The sequence below is a fragment of the Mesorhizobium sp. M7D.F.Ca.US.004.01.2.1 genome, assembly GCF_003997785.1.
Lineage (GTDB): Bacteria > Pseudomonadota > Alphaproteobacteria > Rhizobiales > Rhizobiaceae > Mesorhizobium > Mesorhizobium loti.
This window is the reverse complement of the sequence record NZ_RZRQ01000024.1, coordinates 19,262-34,904: the sequence shown is the minus strand read 5'-3', so window position 1 is coordinate 34,904 and position 15,643 is coordinate 19,262. Positions and strand designations below refer to the sequence as shown.

General features: G+C 64.7%; 13 protein-coding genes. 6 read left to right on the top strand and 7 right to left on the bottom strand.

Annotation, left to right across the window (positions count from 1 at the left end; genetic code table 11):
• The coding region (locus tag EN993_RS06675) for a hydantoinase/oxoprolinase family protein (protein ID WP_164757563.1) at positions 1 to 981 on the bottom strand (981 nt) is incomplete at its 3' end.
• 142 nt (positions 982 to 1,123) lie between these two features.
• On the opposite strand from EN993_RS06675, the gene EN993_RS06670 reads away from it, so the two are divergent.
• The 4 genes from EN993_RS06670 (at position 1,124) to EN993_RS06655 (ending at position 7,361) form a co-directional block, all read left to right on the top strand.
• Positions 1,124 to 1,903, top strand: a complete 780-nt coding sequence (locus tag EN993_RS06670) for a LuxR C-terminal-related transcriptional regulator (RefSeq protein WP_127262735.1) — start codon at positions 1,124 to 1,126, stop codon at positions 1,901 to 1,903.
• A gap of 265 nt (positions 1,904 to 2,168) precedes the next feature.
• The gene (locus tag EN993_RS06665; protein ID WP_127262734.1) at positions 2,169 to 4,343 is read left to right on the top strand and encodes an alpha-ketoacid dehydrogenase subunit alpha/beta; all 2,175 of its coding nucleotides are present in this window, start codon (positions 2,169 to 2,171) and stop codon (positions 4,341 to 4,343) included.
• 108 nt (positions 4,344 to 4,451) lie between these two features.
• Entirely contained in the window at positions 4,452 to 6,014 is a 1,563-nt protein-coding gene (locus EN993_RS06660; protein ID WP_164757562.1) for an ABC transporter substrate-binding protein, read from the top strand.
• A gap of 117 nt (positions 6,015 to 6,131) precedes the next feature.
• Complete coding sequence (locus EN993_RS06655) at positions 6,132 to 7,361, top strand: aminotransferase class III-fold pyridoxal phosphate-dependent enzyme (protein WP_109665907.1); 1,230 nt, start codon at positions 6,132 to 6,134, stop codon at positions 7,359 to 7,361.
• Between the two features lie 33 nt (positions 7,362 to 7,394).
• Here EN993_RS06655 and EN993_RS06650 read toward each other — a convergent pair whose 3' ends face one another.
• The gene (locus EN993_RS06650; protein ID WP_109665905.1) at positions 7,395 to 8,132 is read right to left on the bottom strand and encodes a GntR family transcriptional regulator; all 738 of its coding nucleotides are present in this window, start codon (positions 8,130 to 8,132) and stop codon (positions 7,395 to 7,397) included.
• Positions 8,133 to 8,269: 137 nt separating this feature from the next.
• Between EN993_RS06650 and otnK the strand changes: the two genes are divergently transcribed.
• Positions 8,270 to 9,619 (top strand): 3-oxo-tetronate kinase, encoded by a 1,350-nt coding sequence (otnK, locus tag EN993_RS06645; RefSeq protein WP_127262732.1) that lies wholly within the window; start codon positions 8,270 to 8,272, stop codon positions 9,617 to 9,619.
• Positions 9,619 to 10,257 carry a class II aldolase/adducin family protein gene (locus tag EN993_RS06640; RefSeq protein ID WP_109666717.1) on the top strand — a complete coding sequence of 213 codons (639 nt, stop codon included), beginning with the start codon at positions 9,619 to 9,621 and terminating at the stop codon, positions 10,255 to 10,257. Before otnK ends, EN993_RS06640 begins: the two co-directional genes overlap by 1 nt.
• A 25-nt stretch (positions 10,258 to 10,282) precedes the next feature.
• On the opposite strand, the gene EN993_RS06635 is transcribed toward EN993_RS06640, so the two are convergent.
• The 5 genes from EN993_RS06635 to EN993_RS37660 all read right to left on the bottom strand — a co-directional run.
• The gene (locus tag EN993_RS06635; RefSeq protein ID WP_127262731.1) at positions 10,283 to 11,719 is read right to left on the bottom strand and encodes an NAD-dependent succinate-semialdehyde dehydrogenase; all 1,437 of its coding nucleotides are present in this window, start codon (positions 11,717 to 11,719) and stop codon (positions 10,283 to 10,285) included.
• Between the two features lie 17 nt (positions 11,720 to 11,736).
• On the bottom strand, positions 11,737 to 13,008 hold the full coding sequence (locus EN993_RS06630) for a CaiB/BaiF CoA-transferase family protein (protein WP_127262730.1): 1,272 nt from the start codon (positions 13,006 to 13,008) through the stop codon (positions 11,737 to 11,739).
• A 35-nt stretch (positions 13,009 to 13,043) separates the two neighbouring features.
• The gene (locus EN993_RS06625; protein ID WP_127262729.1) at positions 13,044 to 14,075 is read right to left on the bottom strand and encodes a dipeptide ABC transporter ATP-binding protein; all 1,032 of its coding nucleotides are present in this window, start codon (positions 14,073 to 14,075) and stop codon (positions 13,044 to 13,046) included.
• On the bottom strand, positions 14,072 to 15,151 hold the full coding sequence (locus EN993_RS06620) for an ABC transporter ATP-binding protein (protein WP_127262728.1): 1,080 nt from the start codon (positions 15,149 to 15,151) through the stop codon (positions 14,072 to 14,074). The genes EN993_RS06625 and EN993_RS06620 overlap by 4 nt, the downstream gene beginning before the upstream one ends.
• A gap of 3 nt (positions 15,152 to 15,154) precedes the next feature.
• The coding region (locus EN993_RS37660; RefSeq protein ID WP_245468669.1) for an ABC transporter permease at positions 15,155 to 15,643 on the bottom strand (489 nt) is incomplete at its 5' end.

Genomic DNA, 15,643 nt, shown 5'->3' with positions numbered 1-15,643 from the left:
GTCCATCAGCGGCTCGTTCTCAATTCGCGTCTGACCGCGCGTGATGACGCCCATATCGAAGGAGGTACCGCCCATGTCCGAGCAGATCAGCGAGTCGTTGCCGATCAGTTTGCCGACATAGGCAGCACCGAGGATGCCGCCGATCGGGCCTGAGATCATGGTTTCATGCAGGCGCGGGTGGTTGATCGAGGTCAGACCGCCGAAGGAGAGCAGCGTCTGCACGCCATATTTGAAGCCGTATTTCTTCGAGACGTCCTCAATGCCCTTGAGCTGCTTGCGGCCACGCGAGGTGGCGTAGGCCTCGATCAGCACCGAGTTCAGCCGCGACTGCTCACGGATGACCGGGCGGACCTCATGGCTGGTGTAGACGATGATGTCGGCGCCGGCCTTATCGACCTCCGCGCGGCAGATCTCGGCGATGCGCTTCTCGTGCACCGGATTGACGTGCGAGAAGATGGTCATGATGCAGATCGCCTCGACCTTGTCGGCTATCAGCTTTTTCGCGGCGGCTGAGACTTCGTGTTCATAGAGCGGCAGCACGATGTCGCCGAACTGGTCGATGCGCTCGGTGACGCCATGGGTGCGGCGGCGCGGCACCAGCGGATCGGGATGATGGTGGGTGACCGCATGCAGCCGGTCGGCATAGGAATAGTCGGCCCAGGCCTGCAGGCCGCGGCCCATCAGGATCATGTCCTCGAGGCCCTTGGTGGTGATCAGGCCGAGCCGGCGGCCGGTGCGCGACAGCAACGTGTTGAGCATGCCGGTGCCGGAATAGAGCACGACGTTGACGCCGGAAAACAGTGATTCCAGCGAGATGCCCCAGGCATCCGCCGCGTCCTCGGCCGAAGCCAGAAAGCCCTCGGCTTCGTTCTTCGGCGTGGTCGCAGACTTGCCGATCTTGAAGTGGCCGTCCTGATCGACAAGGATCGTGTCGGTCATGGTGCCGCCGGCGTCGATGCCGATGACGATTGGATTGCCAATGATTGGACTGGTCAGGTTTGGCTGGGTCACGGTCGCCTCGGGATCTGGTCTAGGTTGACGCCAGGCTAGATTCGATGGGCGGCTTCGCGCCATATGCCTAAAGACACAATGACGGTTGGGCAGGGATCGCCGAGAAAAGGGCATGCGCATGGGGACCATCTGGGCGCCGCTCGCCAAAGCGATCGCCGCCACCGGCACGGACAGGCATGTCGACTGCCTGATCGACCTGATCGGCGCGGACATCGAGCACGATCTCGTCACGGTGACACGTTATTCGGCGACGCAGACGCCGGAATTCATCAAGCATCGGCGCTTCTCGGACGAGATGATCCGGCGCTATCTCGATAACTACTACGTCTTCGACCCGTTCTATGCCTCGTGGCGGCGCGATCGAAGGCTGGGCATAATGCCGCTGAAGCGGCTCGCCGACGACGCGGCCAAGCGCGGCCAGTACATTGCCGGCTTCCTGGCGCAGTCGGAGATCTGCGACGAGGTCGGCATCATGCTTGCTGATGGCGGCGACTGGTGCCTCGGCATCTTCCTCGACCGCTCGACCACATCATTCAAGGACAGCGAGATATCCCTGCTGGATGAGCGGCTGCCGGTGTTCGAGGCGTTGCACGCGCTCGACATCAAGGCGCGGGGAGCAAAATTCTCCCGCACGTCGGCGCCGACAGGCCCCGGCGCCTCGCCCCGGCAGGAGCCCATCATTCCGGCCGGCCTGTGGCCGGAGCTGTCGCTGCGCGAACGGGAGCTGGTCCAGCTGATCCTCGCCGGCCACCCGACGGCGAACATCGCCGAGCGCCTCGGCATCACCGTCGGCACGGTCAAGAACCATCGCCGGCGTATCTACGAGAAGCTCGACATCACCACGGAGCGGGAATTGTTCTTGCAGTTTTTTCAACACCGGGCGGAGCGGTAGCCGAGCGTCTCCCCTGCCGATCCGCCAGTGAGCTCCCGCCGCAAATCGGTGCTCCGGCTTCTCGCTGGAATGGCCGAAAGCGCCCCTCAAAATTCCTCTTGCGGAACGCCGCCGTCCCGGCTTAGTCTCGGCTTCGCGCAGAAAATGAAATTTAATTCCATTTGTTCAGTGCCCGCGAGCCAGTGCAGTGCCCAGGAAAAATGGCTCGCCGCAATCGACTGAGAAAATATTTGATATATCATCTACCAGAACGGAAATAGCTGACATGGTCCAGCAGATATCGATCCAGCCATCGGCGCCCTGGTTGCGGCTAGAGGTCGACGATTCGGACTGGAACGACGCCGAGGTTTCGAGCCTGGTGCGCTGGTATCACCAGATGCTGCTCATCCGGCGTTTCGAGGAAAAAGTGCTCGATCTCGCCAATGCCGGGCTGGTGCATGGTCCGGCGCATGCCAGCATCGGCCAGGAGGCGACGGCGGTCGGCGCGATGTCCGTGCTCGGCACCGGCGACCGCATCAATGGCACCCACCGCGCCCATCACCAGGTATTGGCCAAGCTGGTCAACGCGCAGACGCCCGGCGGATTCGACCCGCTGCGCGACGCTTTCAATCCGGACATGCAGGGCTCGGTTCGCGGCCTGATGGCCGAGATCATGGGCCTTAAGTCAGGCTATTGCGGCGGCCGTGGCGGCTCGATGCATATGCGTGACGATACTTCGGGGATACCTGGCACCAGCGCCATCATCGGCGGCAACCTGCCGCACGCGGCCGGCTACGCGCTCGCCGACAAGCTGCTTGGCACCGGCACAATCTCGGTCGCCTTCTTCGGCGACGGCACGATGATGGCGGGACCGGCCTACGAGGCGATGAACATCGCCGCGCTCTACCGGTTGCCGGTGATCTTTTTCGCCGAAAACAATCTCTATGCCGTCTCCACGCACATCAACGAACAGACGCGCGAGACGCGGCTGGCCTCGCGCGGACCCATGCTCGGCTTTCGCGGCATCGAATGTGATGGCATGGATGTGGTGGCCGTCCACCATGCCATGCGCGAGGCGCGCCGGACGATCGAGGAAGACGGAGGCCCGGTGCTGATCGAGGCGCTCTGCTACCGGTTTTTACATCAGAGCGGCGCCCGCCCAGGCAGCGAATTCGGCTACCGCACACGCGCCGAAGAGGATGCCTGGAAAGCGCGCGACCCACTTGCCACGATGGCCGCTCGCCTGAAGACGATGGGCATTCTGAACGCTTCCGATCTCGGCACACTCGACCAGCGCGTCATGGAGGTGGTCAACAGTGCTGCCGATTCGCTGACCGAAATGAGCGGCAACGCGCTGCGCATTCCCGACCATCTGTGGCCGAACCCAAGCGACGTCGACAACCAGATACGCGGCGACTTGTCGGAACTGAAGGGCGAGCGCTTCCTTGAGATCGAGGATGTGCCGCCGGCCGAGACCAAGCCGGTCAAATTCATGGTTGCCGCGTCCGAAGTCATCGCTCGCGCCATGGAGCAGGACCCGCGCATCATCATCATGGGCGAGGATGTGCACCGGCTGCGCGGCGGCGTCTCGGGTGCCACAAAAGGTGCGCTGGAACGCTGGCCGGAGCGCGTGCTGGCGATGCCGATCGCCGAGAACGGTTTTGTCGGCGTGGCGCTGGGGGCAGCGCTTTGCGGCCTGCGGCCGATCGTCGAGATCATGTTCGGCGACTTCTGCCTGGTGGCCGCCGACCAGCTGTTCAACGCGGTCAGCAAGGTACGCCACATGTTCGGTGGCGGTTTTCCGGTGCCGATCGTGGTCAGGGTGCGCGTTTCGCCGCACACCGGCTACGGCTCGCAGCATTCGGGCGATCCGTCCGGCCTGTTCGCCCTGTTTCCCGGCTGGCGCATCGTCGCTCCGACGACGCCCTTCGACTATATCGGCCTGATGAATTCAGCGCTGAAATGCGACGATCCGGTCGTCGTGATCGAGCATGTCGAACTGTTCCCGAGCGAAGGGCCTGTGCCTGCGGACGACCGCGACTATTGCGTGCGGCTCGGCAAGGCGAAGATCGTCAGGCCGGGCAGCGCCTGCACACTGCTCACCAGTGCCAGCATGGTTGCCGTCGCCAGCCAGGTTGTCGAGGAGACCGGCGTCGATGCCGAGATCATCGACTTGCGCAGCCTCGACCCAACCGGGCTTGACTGGGCGCTGGTGGAAGCCTCGATCCGCAAGACCAACCGGGTGGCCGTCGTCGAACAGGTGCAGCGTGGGCTGTCGCTTGGCGGACGACTGACCCAAGAGATTCAGGATCGCGTGTTCGACTATCTCGATCACGAGATCCTGCATGTGACGGGAAGCCTCTCGGCTCCCGTCGTATCGGCCCCGCTCAACCGCGCCGCACTGGGCGGCGCTGAAAAGCTCAAGGCCGCGCTTCAATCCCTCACTGCCGTGGGTGGATAGGGCGAACGCATTGCCACAAAGATCCGACAAGAAAATGGGAGAACTGACATGACCATCCTACCAAGAAACAAGACCAGGGCCCTACCAAGAAACAAGACCAGGGCGACGATGCTGGCAGCGGTGCTGCTGGCCACCAGCGCCTTCTGGGCACCGGCCACCTTCGCGCAGGACAGCAAGCCGCTGGTCATCGCGCGCAACATCGACCTCAATTCGCTCGATCCGCACCGCGCCTTCTGCGACACCTGCCAGATCTACAATTCCAGCGTCTATGAATCGCTGCTGACGCTGGACAAGGACAACAAGCTGATCCCGCTGCTCGCCTCGAAGTGGGAAGGCAATGCCGACCAGAGCAGCTTCACCTTCACGCTCGACCCGGCCGCCAAATTCTCGGACGGTTCGCCGGTCGAAGCCAAGGATGTCAAATGGTCCTGGGAGCGGCTGAAGAACCTCAAGGGCAGCGCCTCGTTCCTGATGGACAATGTCGCCTCGATCGAGACCCCGGACGCGCATACGGTCGTCGTCAAGATGGTCGCGCCGAGCTCCGAATTCCTCAACATCGCGGCGGCACCCTACGCAGCGATCGTCAACAGCAAGGTCGCTTCCGAAGCCGGCGCCAAGGCCGATGCGGACGCCTCGACGACGGACAATGCCGAGGCCTGGTTCCTGGCGCATTCGGCCGGCAGCGCGCCGTTCGTGCTGAAATCCTACGAGCCCAATTCGGAACTGCGACTGGCACGCAACGACAAGTACTGGCGCACGGCACCGGCGCTAAGCGAAGTCGTCATCCGCCAGACCAAGGACGCGGTGGCGCAGGCGCAGATGCTGCAGAGCGGCACCGCCGACATCGCCATGCAGATCGACCCGGACACGGCCAAGACGATGACCGGCAGCGACGTCAAGATCGAGACCGTGCCGTCCTACAACTTCATCTATGTGGCGCTGTCGCCCGGCGCCAAGGCCAACAAGGTTCCGCTGACGCCCGAGGTGCGCGAGGCCATCTCGCTCGGCCTCGACCGTCCTGGTATCCTTGACTTCACCATCGGCTCCGAGGGCCAGCTGATCAGCGCGCCGATCCCGCTCGGCTTCCCCGGCGGTTCGGGCTTCGAGGCACAGCCCTATGACGTCGCCAAGGCAAAGGAACTTCTGGCCAAGGCCGGCCATGCCGACGGCTTCGAGATGGAAGCGGCGTTCCCCGGCATGAATGTCTACGGCGTTGATCTCTCGCTGTTGATGCAGAAGGTCCAGCAGGATCTGGCCAAGATCAACATCAAGCTCGACCTGCAGCCGATCCCCTTCGCCAACTGGCGCGAACGCGTCAATGGCGACGGCATCCCGATGACGGCGGTGTTCTACGCGCCGGACTATTACGGCACCTCGCAATACATCGACTATTTCGCCATGACCAAGGGCAGCCCGTGGTCGCGGCGCGCCGGCGCGGAGCGCGACCCGTCGGTGATCAACCCGAAGGAAGTGGACCTCTACAAGGCGGCCTTGGCAGCGAGCGGCGACGAGGCGGCCAAGCTCTGGCACCAGATCGGCGAAGAGATGATCAAGGACAGGATCATCCTGCCGCTGGTCAGCCCTAACCTGATCCTGGCCTACAAGTCGGACGTCAAGGGCGTACGCTACAGCGCCTGCTGCAACCTGCCGCTGGCGGAACTCAGCCACTGAGCGAAAGAAGCGGGAGGCGGCCAGCCGCCTCCCGCTACTCATCCTGGAAGACCGGCAAATCCTGTTCTTCCAGCATCAAAATCAATATATGATATATCAAAGTGCGGAGACCTCGCTATGCCTTCCCTGATCAACTCCAAGGACAAGTTGCTGCGCGAGCGTGCGGCCTCGGTCATTCCGGGCGGCATGTGGGGACACATGGCAACGCGCTATCTCGGCCCCGCCTATCCGCAGTTCTTCGAGCGCGCCGACGGCTGCCGGGTCTGGGACGTCGATGGGCGCGAGTACATCGACCTGATGTGCAGCTGGGGTCCCAACATCCTCGGCCACCATCATCAGGCCGTCGAGGCAGCAGCCGAGCGGCAACGTCGCCTGGGCGATGCGATGAACGGCCCGGGCGAGGTGCTGGTCGAACTGGCGGAATTGCTGGTCAAGACCGTCGCCCATGCCGACTGGGCGATGCTGCAGAAGAACGGCACCGACGCCACCACCGCCTGCGTGACGATCGCGCGCGCCGGCACCGGCCGACGCAAGGTGCTGGTCGCGCGTGGCTCCTATCACGGCGCTGTGCCGTGGTGCACGCCTTCGCTGGCCGGCGTCACTGCCGAGGACCGCGCCCATCTGATCCATTTCGACTACAACGACATTGCCAGCCTTGAGGCAGCCGTCGAGCAGGCCGGGGATGATCTTGCAGCGGTCGTGGTGACCGCCTTCCGGCACGACATCGCCCGCGACCAGGAACTGCCGACCGCCGGCTTCGCCAGACGGGCGCGCGAACTCACCACCGCCGCCGATGCGGCGCTGATCGTCGATGATGTCAGGGCCGGCTTCCGCATCGACCTCGCCGGCAGTTGGGAGCCGCTCGGGGTGCGGCCGGACCTGTCCGCCTTCTCGAAGGCGATCGCCAATGGCTATCCGCTTGCCGCGATCACCGGTACCGACCGGTTTCGCGAAGCCGCGACCAAGGTCTATGTGACGGGCTCGTTCTGGTATGGCGCCGTCGCCATGGCCGCCGCGATCGCCACCATCAACACGCTGCGCGACACCGATGCCATTGCCCGCATGACGCAGGCCGGCGACAGGTTGCGCTCAGGCCTCGACGCGGCAGCGAAGAAGCATGGCCTGTCACTGCGCCAGACCGGCCCGGTGTCGATGCCGATGGTGCTGTTCGACGACGATGCCGAATTCAAGCTGGCCAACGCCTTCTGCTCTGCGGCGTTGCGCGAAGGCGCCTATTTCCATCCCCGGCACAACATGTTCCTGAGCGCCGCGCACACCGCAAAAGATATCGATCTTGCCCTGCAGGCCGCCGATGCCGGCATGGCCGCCGCGGCACAGGTGGCGTGACCGGCACCCATGCGGTGGGAAACAACAAACCGTTCAGCCGGCGGCCGACACCAAGCGGCCGTTCTGAGCCGCGCGACGCAGTTCCTCGGGCGTGACCGCGCCGTCGTTCAATCGTTCGAGAACCTTGACCAGCAGGCGGCCGCCTTCGATCATGTCCTGCTGAATGCCTTTGCGCACGCCGTTCTCGTCACGCGCGCGCAGCGCGTCGAGGATGTCGAGATGCCGGTGGCGGCCATCATAGGTCGGCCTGGCGTGCGGGTATTGATAGTTCACCAGCGGTCCGTTGCGCAGCCAGATGCCCTCGATGATGGCCAGCAGTTCCGGCATTTGCGCCGCCTGATAGATCGAGTGATGGAATTCCCAATTGTCGCGGACGGCTTCGAACCAGCGGCCGTTGTCCTCGTCGGCGATCAGCCTGTCATGCACCGCCGCAAGGCGGTCGATCTCGCGCGGCTCGATGCGCGTCGTTGCCGCGGCACCGGCCATGCCTTCGAGATGCAGCCTGATGCTGCGCAGTTCCAGATACTGGGTCAGCGACAGTTGGGCGACGGTGATCGAGCGGCCGGCTTCCATCTCCAGGCCTTTTTCGCGCACCAGCTGCATCAGCGCCTCGCGCACCGGCGTCTCAGACACCTGAAGGCTGGCGGCGAGATCGCGGATCTTGAAGCGATGGCCCGGCCAGAAACGGCCTTCCATCATGGCGCGGCGAAGCTCCTCGTAGACACGCGTCGTCAGATTGTCGCGCGCGATCGGCGCGATAGAAGCAGTCATATCCGCTCTCCGTTCTTGCAGTCGCGCAGGCGTCGCGTCGGCTGTGTATATGATACCACGAATGGCCTGACCACCGACATGAGACAAGCAGCCATGAGACCGGCCGACATGAAACGGCCAGACATGGGACGGGCCGCATGACCGCGATGCCTTCCCTGCTGTTCGGCGCCATCGCCGACGATCTGACCGGCGGCACCGAACTGGCGTCGATGCTGGTGGCGCGCGGCATTCCCACGGGATGCACGGTCGGGCTGGACGCGCCGATCCCGTCAGGCAATCTTGCCCATGTGATCCTGCTAAAGACCCGCGTCATCGCGGCCAGCGACGCGGTGCACCAGGTGCGGGAGGCCGCGGACCGGCTGGTGGAAGCGGGCGCGCGGCAGATCTTCTTCAAATACTGCGCCACGTTCGATTCGACGCCCACAGGCAATATCGGCCCTTGCGCCGAGGCGCTGCTCGAGCGGCTTGGCGGCGGCGTCACGCTGTTCACCCCGGCGCTGTGTGAGACCGGCCGCACCGTCTATCAGGGGCACATGTTCGGCGGCGCCCAGTTGCTGGGTGAATCGCCCAAGCGGTTCGATCCGCTGACGCCGATGACCGATTCCAATCTGGTTCGCGTGCTGCAGGCGCAGAGCAAGGGCAAGGTCGGGCTGGTGCCCTATCTCGTCGTCGATGCCGGCGCCGGGGCCATTCGCAGCGCTATCCAAGAGCAAAGCGCGCGCGGCGAGACGCTGCTGGTCACCGACACGATCCGCGAGCGTGACCTGGCGGCGATCGCGGAAGCGACCTTCGATCTGCCGCTGATGACGGGTAATTCCTCGGTCGCCGCGCATCTGCCGACCGCCTGGGTGGCGCATAACCTGGTGAACTCAGACGACCTCGTTGTCGCCAGCCTGCCGGCCGTCGAAGGGCCAGCGGCGGTGCTGGCCGGCAGCGTCGCCGATCGCACCATCGAACAGCTCGAACGCCTCGCTGAGAATAACCCGTTGCTGACGATCGACCTTGCCAGAGCCTTTGCCGGCGCCGATGTCATGACCGAAGCGCGTGCCTTCGCCCAGCGGCATTTGCCCGGCGCGATGATCGCGATTGCCACGACCGCGCCGCAAGCGACGGTCGAAACGCTGCAGCAGGCGCACGGTCGCGAGGCGGTGGCGGCAAAGGCGGAAGAGATACTGGCCAGGATTGCAGAGATTCTGGTGCGCCAACTCGGCGTACGCCGGCTCGTCGTCGCCGGCGGCGAGACCGCCGGTTCGGTGGTCAAGGCGCTCGGCATCGACCGGATCGCCATGGGCGCCTATGAGGGGCCGGGACTGTCGCGCGCCATCGCCCACCTCCCCGGCCTGCCCGCTGATCCCCTGGCGCTGATGCTGAAATCGGGAAAGCTCGGTGGCCCCGATATCTTCACCGACGTTCTGCAAGACATGACACGGCCGAGCGCCATCGCACCGGCAATCGACACATGGCCCCCGGCAAGGAGAGCATCGTGATGAATCTCGAAATCGAGCGCACGAGCCTTATCACCGCGACGCAGACGCTAGACGCCAGCGGGATGAATGTCGGCACCACCGGCAACATCAGCGTGCGCATGGCAGGCGGCATGCTGATCACGCCGACGGGCATAGCCACAAGCGCCTTGCGGCCAGAGCAGATGGTGGCGATGCAGCTTGATGGATCCTGGGACGGCGCATTCCGGCCGTCGAGCGAATGGGAGATGCACGCCGAGATCTACAAGGCGTTTCCCGAGGCCGGTGCCGTGGTGCATGCCCATCCCGACCATTGCGTAGCGTTATCGTGCCTGCGCGAACCGCTGCCGCTGTTCCACTACATGGTCGCCGGTTTCGGCGGCGACGATGTGCGCTGCTCGGACTATGCGCTGTTCGCATCAAGCGAACTGGCGAAGGTCGCCGTCGTTGCGCTCAAGGACAGATCGGCCTGCCTGCTCGCCAATCATGGCATGATCGCCTTCGGCGCGGATCTCGACATGGCGCTGATCCGCACCATCAAGCTGGAAACCCTGGCGCGGCAGTATCTTTTGGCGCGCAGCGCCGGTACGCCGGTGCTGATCGAGGGCAGCGAGCTTGCCGCCATTCGCGGGCGCTACAAGAATTACGGCCAGCAGAAATAGTGCATGTCGCCCGACAGCGGCCTACTCAGTCGACCTGCAGGTGCGAGACGAACTTGCTGTTGAGATAGCTCTCCAGCGCATCGGCGCCACCTTCGGTGCCGTTGCCGGAATCGTTGATGCCGCCGAACGGCACCTCCGGCAGCGCCAGGCCATAATGGTTGATCGACACCATGCCGCTGGCGATGCCGGACGACATCTTTGCCGCGCTCGCGGCCGAGCGGGTGAAGCCATAGGCGGCAAGGCCGTAGTTCAGCCGGTTGGCCTCGGCCAGGGCTTCGTCGAGGCCACTGACCGGGGTCATCAGTGCCAACGGACCGAACGGCTCCTCATTCATGGTGCGGGCATCGGTCCCGACATTTGACAGGATGGTCGGCTCGAAGAAATAGCCTGAATTGCCGATGCGCTTGCCACCGGTGACGAGTTCCGCACCTTTCTGCACGGCGTCGTGGACCAGTTCCTCCATCGCCTGTACGCGGCGCGGATTGGCGAGCGGACCCATGGTCGTACCCTCGGCAAGACCATCGCCTACCTTGATCTGGCGTGTCGCCTCGGCAAAGCGACCGACGAAATCGTCATAGACCGCATGGTCGACGAGAAAGCGCGTTGGCGCGACGCAGATCTGCCCGGCATTGCGGAATTTGGATGCGACCATCGAGCGCGCGGCGCGGTCGAGATCGGCATCGGGCAGGACGATGACCGGCGCGTGGCCGCCGAGTTCCATCGTCGCCCGCTTCATGTGCAAGCCGGCAAGCGACGCCAATTGCTTGCCGACAGGCGTCGAGCCCGTAAACGAAATCTTGCGGATCACCGGATGCGGAATGAGATAGGCGGAGATTTCCGATGGCGTGCCATAGACGAGGTTCAAGACGCCATCGGGCAGGCCGGCATCGATGAAAGTGCGCACCAGTTCAGCGGGCGAGGCCGGCGTTTCTTCCGGTCCCTTGATGATGATCGAGCAGCCGGCGGCGAGTGCAGCAGACAATTTGCGCACCGCCTGGTTGAGTGGAAAATTCCATGGCGTGAGGGCGGCGACCGGGCCGACGGGTTCCTTGACCACCGACTGGCTCACGCCCTCAGGGCGCGCCGGCACGATGCGGCCATAGGAACGGCGCGCCTCCTCGGCGAACCAGTCGATGATGTCGGCGGCGGCGAAGGCCTCCATGCGCGATTCGGCGATCGGCTTGCCCTGTTCCAGCGTCATCAGCGTGGCGATGTGCTCGTTGCGCTCGCGCAAGATGTTGGCGGCCTTGCGCATCAGCTTGGAGCGATCGAAGGGCAGGTCGCGCCGCCAGGTCTCGAACCCTTTTGCGGCAGCGGCCAGCGCCTCGTCGAGATCGTCGATACCGGCATGAGCGAGCGAGCCGAGTTCGGCTTCCGTCGACGGATTGACGATCGCCATCGTGCGGCCATCTCGGGCCGGGCGCCATGCGCCGTCGATGTGCAGCAGCACGTTCTTATACATGTCAGGCTCCGTGAAGATCAGGCGGGAACGGGCTCGGCCGAGGGCGTATAGACGCCGATGGCCCCGGTGCCGATCAGCTGGTCGATGGTCTCGGCGCTGTAGCCGAGGATTTCGGCCAGCACGGCTTGCGTGTCCTGGCCCAGCATCGGCGGCGCGGTGAAATCGGCGTTCAGTTGCGCGGCAAGTCCCTGCGCCGGTCGCACCATGGCGACGGAGCCAAGATGCGGATGCGGCAAAGTCTGGACGAGACCGCGCTCGCGGACATTGGGACTGTCAAAGACTTCCGGTATCGATTTTACCGTTCCGGCCGGCACGCTGGCGGCGGCACAAGCCGCCATCCAGTGGTCTCGCGTTTTGGTCCTGAAGGCGGCCGCCAGCTGCGGGATCAGCGCCTCGCGGTTGGTGGCACGCGCGCCTGCCTTGACGAAGCGCGAATCCCCGGCCAGATGTGGCAAGTCCACGACCTGCTCGCACAGCGCCGCGAACTGGCGATCATTGCCGACGGCCAGCGCAAAGCCGCCATCGGCGGCCTCGAATATCTGGTAGGGAACAACCGTCGGATGGGCATTGCCGTAGCGGGCGACCTCTCGGCCGGTGTTGAGGTAACCGCTGCCGACATTGATCAGCAGGCTGAGCGCGCAGTCGATCAGCGACAGGTCGAGGAACTGGCCCTTGCCGGTCGTCGACCGCTCGTAAAGCGCTGCCAGGATCGACTGCGTGGCGACCATGCCACAGACGATATCGGTGATGGCGACGCCGACGCGCATAGGCTCGCCATTGCTCTCACCAGTGATGGCCATCAGGCCGCTTTCGGCCTGCATGACGAAATCGTAGCCCGGTCGTCCGGCATCGGGCCCGGTCTGGCCGTAGCCGGAGATCGAGCAGTAGATCAGGCGCGGATTTGAGGCGCTGAGTTCCTTGAAACCGACGCCGAGCCGATCGGCGGTGCCGGAGCGGAAATTCTCGACGACGATGTCGGCCTTCGCCGCCAGTTCGCGCACGATGGCCAGCCCTTCCGGACTCTTCATGTCGAGCGCAATGCTCTGCTTGCCGCGATTGGCGCAGAGATAATAGGTGGAGACACCCTTGTAGCTCGGCACCGACCACGCCCTGGTGTCGTCGCCGCCATCGATGTTCTCGATCTTCCAGACTTCGGCGCCGAGGTCGGCCAGGCTCATCGTCGCCCATGGTCCGGCCAGCACACGCGAGAGATCGAGAACCTTGATGCCTTCGAGCGGCAGGCGCGCGCGGCCTGCCGTACCGGCATTCTCGGAATGGTCCTCAGTCACGATCAAAATTCCTTCGGGTGAATTCGGCAGGCCAATCAGACGGCCTTGAAAGTGTTGACCGGCTCCGGGAAATGGCAGGCGACGCGACGCGAACCGCCAGCCGGATCGAGCGGCGGTTCGACGGAAGCGCAGATCGCCTGCGCCTTGAAGCAGCGCGTGCGGAAGCGGCAGCCGGAGGGCGGGTTGAGCGGGCTCGGCACATCGCCGGTCAGCACGATGCGCTCGCGCTTGCGCTCCTTCTCGGGATTGGCGAGCGGCACGGCTGACAGCAGCGCCTGGGTATAGGGATGCAGCGCCCTCGAATAGAGTTCGGCCGCCGGCGCGATCTCGACGATCTTGCCGAGATACATCACCGCCACCTGATGCGAGATGTGGCGCACGACGGACAGATCATGGGCGATAAACAGATAGGACGTGCCGAAGGATTGCTGGATATCCTTGAGTAGGTTCAGCACACCAGCCTGCACCGAAACGTCGAGCGCCGAAACCGGCTCGTCGAGGATCACCACTTGCGGGTTCAGCGCAAGCGCGCGAGCGATGACCACGCGCTGGCGCTGACCGCCGGACAGTTCGTGCGGATAGCGCTTGCCGTGATCGGGATTGAGCCGCACCAGTTCGAGCAGCTCGGCGACGCGCGCGCGGCGGTCGACCGCCGACATGTCGCTCATGCGCAGCGGCTCGGCGATGTTGTCGGCAATGCGCATGCGCGGATGCAGCGACCCATAGGGGTCCTGGAAGACCAGCTGGATGTAGCGCCGCATCAGGCGCATGTCTTCGTGGTTGAGCGCGAGCAGGTTCTGGCCACGGAACCAGCTTTCGCCACTGGTCGGCTCGATCAGCCGCATCAGGCAGCGCCCTAGGGTCGACTTGCCGCAACCGGACTCGCCGACCAGGCCCAGCGTTTCGCCGGGTGCTACGTCAAAGGAAACATCGGCGACCGCACGGACATGGGCAACGGCACGGTCGAAGACGAGGCCGCCGCGTACCGGAAAGTCCTTGACGAGGTGGCGCACCGACAGTGCGGGCGCCGGTTTGGTTTCTGCCTGGAGTTGCTCTGCTGCGCTCATGGGGCCACGCTTCCATTGTCCAGGCTTGCCGCTGCCAGCGCGGCGCTGTGGAAGGGCGGCAAGGTCGTCGCGAAATGGCAGGCCGAGAACCGGCCGCCGATATCGTGCAGCGGAGGATCCTCGATCCTACAGCGTGCCTCGGCATGGATGCAGCGCGGATGGAAGGCGCAGCCGCCCGGCAAGCGCCCAAGTGCGGGCGGCGAGCCGTCGATCGAGAACAGCCGCTCGCGGCTTTCCTCGAGATTGGGGATCGAGGCGATGAGGCCCCGCGTGTAAGGGTGGCGCGGGTCGGCGAACAGCTCGGACACGCTAGCCTGTTCGACGACACGGCCGGAATAGACGACCGCGACGCGGTCGGCATGACCGGCGACGACGCCGAGATCATGGGTGATCAGCACCAGGCCGAGGCCGAGCCGTTCCTGCAGCGAGCGCAGCACCGACAGTATCTGCGCCTGCACCGTGACATCGAGCGCCGTGGTCGGCTCGTCGGCGATCAACAGGTCTGGATCGTTGGCGACGGCCATGGCGATGACCGCGCGCTGGCGCATGCCGCCGGAGAATTCGTGCGGATACTGGTTGACCCGGCGCTCCGGCTGCGGGATCGCCACCAGATGGAGCAGCTCCACCGCACGCGCCATGGCCTGCTTGCGCGTCACGCGCTGATGCAGCCTGACCGCCTCGGCGATCTGGGCGCCGACAGTCATCACCGGGTTCAACGAGGACAGCGGGTCCTGGAAAATCATGGCGATGCGCGCGCCCCTGATCTTGCGCATCTCGCGCGCCGGTTTGCCAACCAGTTCGTCGCCGTTGAAGCGGACCGAGCCGGTGACCACCGCGTTCTTTGACGTGAGGCCGAGCGCGGCGAGCATGCCGACGGACTTGCCCGAGCCGGACTCGCCGACAATGCCGACCACTTCGCCCTTGGCGACGTCGAGGTCGATGCCGCGCACCGCTTCGAACTGATTGCCTGCCCGCCGGAACCCGACCCGCAGGCCGCGTATGGACAGCAGCGGCTCGCGCTCGCCCGCCTTGTCGACTACTGCGCCGGAGCGCGCTGAAGAGATCTGTGCGCTCATCGCCTAGTCCGACCTTGGATCGAGAATGTCGCGCAAGCCGTCGCCGATGAAGTTGAAGCCGAGCACGATGGTGAGGATGGCGACGCCGGGACCGAAAGCGATCCACCATTGGTAGAAATGGACGGCGCCATCGGAGATCATCGACCCCCATTCGGGCGTCGGCGGCGTGGCACCGAGACCGATGAAGCTGAGCGACGCGGCAAGCAGCACGACCTGGCCGAGATCCATGGTCGCGCTGATCAGCACCGGGGTCCAGCAGAGCGGCAATATGTGCGTGAACAGCACGCGCCGCGGCCTGGCGCCGGCGGCGATTGCCGCCTCGACATGCTCGCGCTCCTTCACCTCCAGCACCTGCGCCCGCATCAGCCGGGCATAGACCGGCCACCAGACCAGAACCATGGCGATGGCCGCATTGCCGAGGCCCGGCCCAAGCGACGCCGCGACGGCCATGGCCAGAAGCATCGGCGGGAACGAAAAAGGCACGTCGACAAG